The sequence below is a fragment of the Halovulum sp. GXIMD14793 genome, from assembly GCF_054457435.1.
Genome location: NZ_JBTLNE010000094.1, coordinates 1 through 7759, shown reverse-complemented (window position 1 = coordinate 7759; position 7759 = coordinate 1). Strand labels below are relative to the sequence as shown.

Genomic DNA, 7759 nt, shown 5'->3' with positions numbered 1-7759 from the left:
CTTTGATCATCCCAATGATTTGGACTTCCGTGAAACGGCTCTTTCGCATTCGTTTGCTCCTTCAAAAGGTTGAGCAAACTCTACATCAGAACGAGGGAAGTTTCGGGGGGCAGGTCAGAAAGACGCTCGAAGCGCGCCGCTTGCATCACCGCAAACACGCCGCATAATCAAACCAACAAGATGAGCCAAACTCTCGCTTACTTCAGGCCGCCTTTGGTCCCAAAAACCCTGACGACGGACAAAATTCCCGCTACTGAAGGTTGCTACAAACACTAGTCACTTAATTGATTTAGCGAGCCAACTTGAACATAGGTTGACCTACAACTTTTGCCCGACGACGCAGCATTGCCAATCGAGTTAATGACCAGATGCCACGAGTGCAGATAACCTGCCTTTCGGGCCATCACTGTCGCCCGCGCATATTGACACCCATTCGGGAAAACCCTCATCGATAGGTCTTTTTCGTCGCTTACATATACCCTGGGAAATCCTGCATACGGGTCATCACCCACTGCGAGCGCAGGGAGCGCAATCCATGAAAAAGCTAGTAGAAGGGCTGCGTTACTATATTTCATATTGCATTCCTAACTTTGACTAAGTTGCACCTTAAATATATAATTCAAATAGTTAACTATTACTTAGCGCTTCCATAAACAATTATTAATCAATTATTTACTGTATGCATATATAACAGCAAATCTATAACAGTAAAAATGACGGCCTTTCGCAGTGATCGACACGGATAATTCTATTCTAGTTCTGGGCGCCCTGAGAGCCTCGGAACTTAAAACTCCTCCGGAAACATGCGCCCGCGGTCAGGCACCATGCTTCTCAGGGAGATATTTGTGATGGGCGTCAAGCGCAAAAACTTTAGGAAATAGGAGAAAATTTCTTGGCACATCTAAAGAGAATTCTTGTTGCAGCCTATGCGCTTCTGATGTCGTCGCAACTAACCATCGCCGGTACCGTCATTGGCGAATTTGTTGGCGATGTTGCAATACATACCAATGATGCAATAGGTGACGGGCACGACAGATACCGGTCCCATGCAAGCCAGAAATCCTACTTCTTCAAGAATCTTCACAACGGCATCGAAACGGAATTAAGATACCGGCTCGAGATCATCTCTCCAGCCTCTACGCGCCGAAACCCGAGTGATAGACCGTATGTTGGCGCAATTGGTATTGCTGCATTCGCACATTTAGACTCGGGTCGCACTCACTTCAGAATCGGTGGCGAGTTGCTCGCAGTAGGCGATCAAACTGGTGTGGCACGCCTTCAACAGGCCACCCATGAGGCCTTAGGTCTTGCCAGGCGCGGGCGCACCTATTTGCCAGAGGAAAGTAACCAGCCATCTCTTCGGAACCAAATCCTACCCATGTTCCAAATCGAGGCTTCCCGGAACTTACCTATTCGAAATGCAGTCAATCTGCGCCCCTTCGTGGAAGGACAGCTAGGATACGAGAATAAACTTACAGTCGGCGCAGACTTAATTGTCGGGCAAATGGCTGCCAATAGGCGATGGGCCAGAGAAGTGGTCACAGGCGCGCTTCAGGGCACAAAGCAAGACATCTTTCGATTGCAGGACCCCATAAGCACGTCACTGGTCGCCGGTTTTGACATCGCATTTGTATCCTCTTCGGCGTTTATTCCAGAGTCATCCTCTCTAACACTTGAGGCAATTAGATATCGCGCAAGACTTGGCCTGCAGACTACGCTTTCAGACTCGTTTAGCATGTTTGTGGGTCAAGCTTGGCTGTCTAAAGAGTTTACTCAACAACGCAATAGCCAGAGGCTAGGAATTATAGCTTTCGACTTAAGATTCTGAGGTCATCGTCGTCCTCAAAGACATTTTTTTGGTTTGAAAAATCAATATAGTATTAACTGGAATAGAGTAATAAAATGCATGAATATTCCACTGAAAAAATATGGATCGCAAAGATGCAGAGTTATGACAATTCCTGGCTTATTGATTTGCTTTCAGAGAGCGCGTCAAGCCTTCGGTCAGCTGGTCTATTTGAAGCATCGGAGGATCTACTAGATTTTATAATGAATCACTACTTGGACTTGAAGAGCACCAAGTACTCGACTCAACTACCACCGATACACCTGATACCTGATCACCTTCTAGACGTTTGGATGCAGAAGCAATTTGATAGCTCAAAAAAGTCTTGATAAAATACTTTGATACAATTACTTGATAATGCGTCATATTAAAATCTAAGATTTCTATGAGATAAGATAAATAAAAATCTTCTTTTCAGCTCGTTGATTTTATGAGCTCCTTTAAATTTTAAGTAAAGCACTATGAAGACGACGGTCGCTGAATGTCAGAAATTGGTCCCATCGTCGTTCCGGGTGACGCCTCTCCCACCCGATCAAACGAGCAACCTCCTTGAGCAAGAGCATCTCTAAGCGCATTGGCTGTAAGGGGTCGTCCTGTGCGTGTTAGATACTTGCACAAGTCATCTATCACAGAGCAAACCCACTCAGGAACATGTTCTTTCTGGTGCTTCATAGTCGCTGCCGGACTCAATCGTCAAAAACTGAAATATTTAAATAAATGTGACATAAGTAGGGCAAATGGATGGAAAACGGGATATTGATTGTCTTTATGCAGAACACGCCCTTTACCATAAGACGTTTCGGAGGGCGCTAGGCTTAAGGTTGGCTCCATTTGATCTATTGAAACATTGATGATCTAGCAAGCTGGCTCTGGAGTTAGCGGCTATCACGTGTCAGTCCTCTGCAATACCTAAAACTAGGGCAGCAACCGGACGGATGCCTTCCCATTCGGTGTCCTTGTACACCTCAGCAACGCGATCCAGCTTCCGCAACAACTCAACTGGCTCCTCCTCAACCGAAGCTGCTCGCAATATATATGTTTGGGCGGCGACCCTATCAGAAAGTTCCTGCAATTTCGCCGTAAGTTGGTTATATCCAGCTTGCAGGTCGTCAATTCTCGCATCAAGTTTTGTCATTCTCTCTTTGGCCTCCAAGTTTGCTACCGCAAAGCGCTGGTAAATTAGCACACCCTGCTCTGCCACCCAACCTTCTGCCACGTTGGGACAGAGTTTTCCGTCTTTTTGCTCTGCTCCCCAACCGTCTGCCACCGTGGGCAAGAGTTTTTCGTCTTTTCTCATCGCGGCGGGCTGGTATCGCAGCTGTATTTTTTAGCATTATCAGGGAGCTAGGTCACCGCCGTTGTTCTTTTTTAGCGGCCCGCGACTACGCCTTGTTCACTGATACGCTCCGGACCGTGGTGCTGAATTACATGATCTGCCGGGACACAAAAACTGTCCAGGGCCATCTCGACAGACGTTCCTGCGGCCTTTGTGGTCTTGAGGATTATGAATTTGTGCTCGTGGCTCACGAGAACCATATTGTACAGTCCTAACTTATCGCGGCTTCGCACTCATGTCCACTGGGAGCCTACACTACACACCAACAGCATCAAGTTCGACGTGTCGCGGTTTGATGCCGCTCCTTTGATAGCATTTATTGCAGCAAAGGAGACGAGCTATGGGATCGAAACGGACGGACGAGTTTCGTGCTGATGCGGTGCGGATTGCGCTGACAAGTGGGCTAACACGCAAACAGGTTGCATCTGATTTGGGTGTTGGCCTTTCGACGCTAAACAAATGGGTGACGGCTCATCGTGACACTGAGGTGGCGTCGGACAAAGACCTCGACCTTGCCCTTGAGAACGAGCGACTTCGACGGGAGAACCGGATTCTCAAGGAGGAGAGGGACATTCTAAAAAAGGCCACAGCCTTCTTCGCGAGCCAAAGGCCATGAGGTTCCGGTTCATCGAGGAGTGTGGCCAGGAGTTCCCGACCAACCGCCTTTGTCAGGTTCTGGGTGTCAGTTCACGTGGCCTGCGCGCCTATCGCAGCCGCCCGGCGAGCCAAAGGCAGCGGACCGATATGGTTGTCTTGGCGCACATCAAGGAACAATCGCGTCTTAGCTTGGGCAGCTACGGCCGCCCAAGGATAACCAAGGAGCTAAAGGAGATTGGCCTGAACATCGGTCATCGCCGTGTTGGTCGATTGATGCGCGAGAATGGCATACGGGTAGAGAGGTCGAAGAAATACAAGGTGACGACTGACAGCAACCACGCCTTCAACATTGCACCCAACCTGCTGAACCGGGAGTTCCACGCGGACGGGCCAAACCAAAAAATGGGCTGGCGATATCAGCTATGTCTGGACGCGTGAAGGCTGGCTGTATCTGGCAGTGATCCTGGACCTTTATTCCCGCCGCGTGATCGGATGGGCCGTATCGAACCGTATGAAACGCGATCTGCGATCCGAGCCTTGAAGATGGCAGTTGCACTACGACAACCGCCCAAGGGCTGCATCCACCACACTGATCGTGGCAGCCAATACTGTTCTCACGATTACCAAAAACTGCTGCGCCAGCACGAGTTCCAGGTGTCGATGAGCGGCAAGGGCAATTGCTATGACAACTCTGCAGTCGAAGCCTTCTTCAAGACGATAAAGGCAGAGCTGCTCTGGCGCAGGTCGTGGTCAACGCGCAGAACTGCGGAAATGGCAATCTTCGAATACATCAACGGCTTCTACAATCCGCGAAGACGGCACTCAGCACTGGGCTGGAAAAGCCCGGTCGCTTTCGAACGGAAAGTGGCCTAAACGAGCACTTGGGGCGGCACGAAAACGTGACACGTCCAAGTCTGTGATACCCAAACATCCTCGTTTCTGATCTTTTCTCCCCCCCCCCTAATCTCGGACATAACAATTCTGTAGTAGGGCTCTTAAAGCCCTTTCATCGATAAGAGACCGACATGGTGAATTTGCTAACCCGGCCAATCTCAAGATTAAGGGGTGAGGTACAAAGGCTATCTCGAGTGGGTGCGCAGTGGGAAACGGTAACAACCACTTGCGCTGATCTTCTGCCAATAAAACGGTTTGTCGCCCATCACCTAAGGATGGGCGCTGCTCAGGTGACCCTATATCTTGATACACCTGCTCAAGATGTGATCAACGGTTTGAGAAACATACCAAGAGTCAAAGTCATCATCTGTGATGAAAATTACTGGTCATCCTACCCTGGAGGCCGCCCAGACACCCATCAGAAACGTCAAGAAATCAATGCAACGCAAGCCTATGAGAAGTCCTCAAATGAGTGGCTTGCGCATATCGATATTGACGAGTTTCTATTCGCACGGAAACGTCCTCTGGGTATGACTCTTGAGCGGGCCAAACCAGATTGCGCAATAGCCCGGTTTCGGCCAGTCGAAGCTTTAACTTTTGCAGATGGTGTCAATTGGGAAGCCAAATACTATTACTTCAAAAGCCGCATACTTGAACATGAGGATCCAAGTGTGGCGAAGTACTTATATCCTGAGCTTGGACCTTCGCAGCCATCTGGCCTGCTCGGGCATAAGATAGGCAAAGTTATTGTACGTACAGGGCTGCCAGATCCAACATTTCGGATACACGGGTTTGATTCATGCGGTGAGAGACTACCTCGACGCCTCGATCAACATGGCGTGGTCCTGTGCCATTTCTATTCTTTCGATCTGCTGGACTGGCTGCCTCCACCAACTCGCGAATCAGGTAACGTGAGCTATAACCGTGCTGGAAAGCAGCAGAAGAAACTTTATCGGCGCCTTAGGCAAGATACTGGTTTGAAAGACCACCAATTGACGGAATTAATCCGGGACTTCAACACTGCCAGCCCGGATTTGCTCCGCAGACTAAGAAAACACAGGAAACTTCTAAAGCTCCGATTGGATTTCAATGGTTCCATTGAGAAGGTCTTTGGGCCCTGAGCTGGCTCAGCATCTCGTGCGAGAGGTTTACGCATGTCGCGTTAAGCTATGTCGACATACTTAAGGTGCTGTACTCTCCAGCCATATGGTCTGACCAAGTGAAGCAGGTCACCAGCGACGACATTAGGTCGGGTTCGAAGGAAGCTTACGAGTGGCCTCTCACCCGTCGGGATGGATAAAGCGTCCGAGGGCCGGGTCGTAGCATCTTGCGTTGAGGTAGCTCAGCCCCGCTTCTTCGTCGTAGCGTTCGCCGATGAAGCCTTTTTCTTCCGTTGCGACGGCGGCTTGCCAGGTCCAGTCTTGTTGGGGGGGGGCGCCGTAGGCGATTAAGTCGGTGCGGCGGGCTTTTAGGAGAGATGGCCATAATATTTTAACATAATATAGATTATGCAACATAGCGTGTGTAGCGACAAAGCTAAAATGTCACCCATCTGCAATTCAGGAATGTCACTCTCGCCCACAACGATAACAGGCAGAGAGATCGGGCATGGGATGGGTGATTATGAGCGAGCGCGAGCTGAACCGCGTGGAAGTATTGGCACAGGTCGATGACGGACGGCTGTCAGTCGACAATGCCGCGAACATGTTGGATCTGACACGACGCCAAGTATTCAGGCTTTTGAAGCGGTATTGCCCGAAGTGCCAGGCACCGGCTGCACGGGACTGGATGGCGGCCCGCGCCGAGGACCTGTTGCCGGTCGAGTACTTTCATGTGGTCTTCACGCTGCCCGCAGAGATCGCGCGGATCGCCCTTTGGAACAAGCGCGCGATCTACAGCCTGTTGTTTCAAGCATCAACTGAGACAGTGGCGACCATTGCCGCTGATCCCAAGCGCCTTGGAGCGCGCGTCGGTATGACCAGCGTGCTGCATACCTGGGGATCAGCGCTCACCCATCATCCTCACATCCATATGATTGTCCCAGGTGGAGGTCTCGCGCCAGATGGCACCCGGTGGGTTGCTTGCAAGCCTGGGTTCTTTCTCCATGTACGCGTGCTGTCGCGGTTGTTCCGGCGGTTGTTTCTGGAAGGCCTGAAGGCCTTGCACCGCGCAGGACAGTTGAGGTTCTTTGGTGATCTCACCGCATTGGCAGATGCCAGTGCCTTCGCCGAATGGTTGGCACCCCTGCGCAAGGTCGACTGGGTCGTCTACGCCGAACCACCCTTTGGCGGGCCAGAAGCCGTACTGGCATACCTGTCCCGCTACACCCACCGCATCGCCATCTCCAACCACCGCCTGGTCAGCGCTGATGCAAGCACCGTGGCGTTCAAATGGAAAGACTACCGGATCAAAAGTGGGGATCGCATGAAGACAATGCGGCTCAATACGCATGAGTTCATCCGCCGCTTCCTGATGCACGTCCTCCCAGACCGTTCCATCGCATTCGCCATTACGGCTTCCTGGCAGGTGCCGGTCGCAAAGAGAAAGTCGTCCGGATCCGCGCATTGCTGGGGGATGTCAAACAGGCGGAGCCGGACCCACCATTAAAGCGTTCGGGATAAACCTGAGACAAAAGATTATCCTGAAACGCAGTAATAAGCCTATATGGTGTACGCGTTTCGATTTTATGTGATGTCTCAAGGTAAACTCGAAACGCTTTAGAGGAAGCGCTACCACCCCTGACTCTGCGCGAACCATGCCCCAACTGCGGTGCCCTGATGTGCATCATCGAGACCTTCCGGCGCGGACAGAACCCCCGAACCCGAGCCCCACCAAGAAAGCAGGCCGCATGATGAAGAGCCCATCCTCTTCCAACTTCCTAGTCCGACGCTCACCGCGCCGGTCGAAAAGATGCTTTGCCCCAATGCTATCCATGTGTCGCAACGGGAGCCAAACCAACGCAATAAGGCTGACCTGCCCCCCGAAACTTCCCTCGTTCTGATGTAGAGTTTGCTCAACCTTTTGAAGGAGCAAACGAATGCGAAAGAGCCGTTTCACGGAAGTCCAAATCATTGGGATGATCAAAG

Annotated in this window: 4 protein-coding genes and 2 pseudogenes; 4 read left to right on the top strand and 2 right to left on the bottom strand. The window is 50.9% G+C overall.

Annotated elements, in window-relative coordinates:
• The first annotated feature begins 892 nt into the window (after positions 1–892).
• Positions 893–1828 (top strand): lipid A-modifier LpxR family protein, encoded by a 936-nt coding sequence (locus ACW9UQ_RS17905; protein WP_458932362.1) that lies wholly within the window; start codon positions 893–895, stop codon positions 1826–1828.
• 910 nt (positions 1829–2738) lie between these two features.
• Here the strand turns inward: ACW9UQ_RS17905 and ACW9UQ_RS17900 are convergent.
• On the bottom strand, positions 2739–3143 hold the full coding sequence (locus tag ACW9UQ_RS17900) for a hypothetical protein (protein ID WP_458932361.1): 405 nt from the start codon (positions 3141–3143) through the stop codon (positions 2739–2741).
• Positions 3144–3522: 379 nt separating this feature from the next.
• Here ACW9UQ_RS17900 and ACW9UQ_RS17895 point away from each other — a divergent pair.
• Both ACW9UQ_RS17895 and ACW9UQ_RS17890 read left to right on the top strand, forming a co-directional pair.
• Positions 3523–4652: pseudogene (locus ACW9UQ_RS17895) on the top strand (IS3 family transposase).
• Positions 4653–4804: 152 nt separating this feature from the next.
• Entirely contained in the window at positions 4805–5794 is a 990-nt protein-coding gene (locus ACW9UQ_RS17890; protein ID WP_458932360.1) for a glycosyltransferase family 2 protein, read from the top strand.
• Between the two features lie 159 nt (positions 5795–5953).
• On the opposite strand, the gene ACW9UQ_RS17885 is transcribed toward ACW9UQ_RS17890, so the two are convergent.
• The gene (locus ACW9UQ_RS17885; protein WP_458932359.1) at positions 5954–6190 is read right to left on the bottom strand and encodes an RHS repeat-associated core domain-containing protein; all 237 of its coding nucleotides are present in this window, start codon (positions 6188–6190) and stop codon (positions 5954–5956) included.
• A 187-nt stretch (positions 6191–6377) separates the two neighbouring features.
• Here ACW9UQ_RS17885 and ACW9UQ_RS17880 point away from each other — a divergent pair.
• Positions 6378–7525, top strand: a pseudogene (locus ACW9UQ_RS17880) (IS91 family transposase).
• Positions 7526–7759: the final 234 nt, after the last annotated feature.